The organism is Actinosynnema sp. NPDC023658 (assembly GCF_040639995.1).
Classification (GTDB): domain Bacteria; phylum Actinomycetota; class Actinomycetes; order Mycobacteriales; family Pseudonocardiaceae; genus Actinosynnema.
Window position 1 is genome coordinate 1 of sequence record NZ_JBFAAX010000122.1, and the last position, 429, is coordinate 429.

The 429-nt window shown below is 73.2% G+C and carries 1 protein-coding gene and 1 pseudogene (1 of these 2 only partly in view); both read right to left on the reverse strand.

From position 1 onward, the window contains the following. Positions 1 to 254 (reverse strand): alpha/beta fold hydrolase (locus AB0G02_RS16085; RefSeq protein ID WP_360794376.1); only part of this gene is annotated, 254 nt, incomplete at its 3' end. A gap of 77 nt (positions 255 to 331) precedes the next feature. Continuing rightward, positions 332 to 429 (reverse strand): annotated as a pseudogene (locus AB0G02_RS16090) (acyl-CoA dehydrogenase family protein); it runs 1,138 nt beyond the window's last position.

Below are 429 nucleotides of genomic sequence, written 5' to 3' on the forward strand. Positions count from 1 at the left end.
CCGTACGAGGCGACCCCGCGCGGCCGGACGCCCGGCGAGTAGCCGCGCAGGTCCGGCGCGACCGCCCGGTACCCGTGGGCGGCCAGCGCCCGCAGCTGGTGGCGCCACTCGATCCCGCACTCCGGCACGCCGTGCAGGAGCAACACCTTGCGACCGGTCGTGGGACCGGTCGCGATGGCGTCGAACGTGCCCGCGGGGGTCGTGACGCGCTGGCGCGTCAGGTCGGACTCGAACAGCACGGGTCGTGATCGCATGCCACTCATCGTGCTGGCGTGATCGCGTTCAGTCCCTGGTGTGCGCCGCCGGAGCGCTGGTGGGGTCAGCCCTACCGTCAGCCGAGTGTGCCGGTGACCTTCGCGTGGCCCTTGAGCAGGTTGCGGGGCTCGGCCGGGTGGCTGCGGACTAGCGAGACCTCGGTGGCGGTCCACT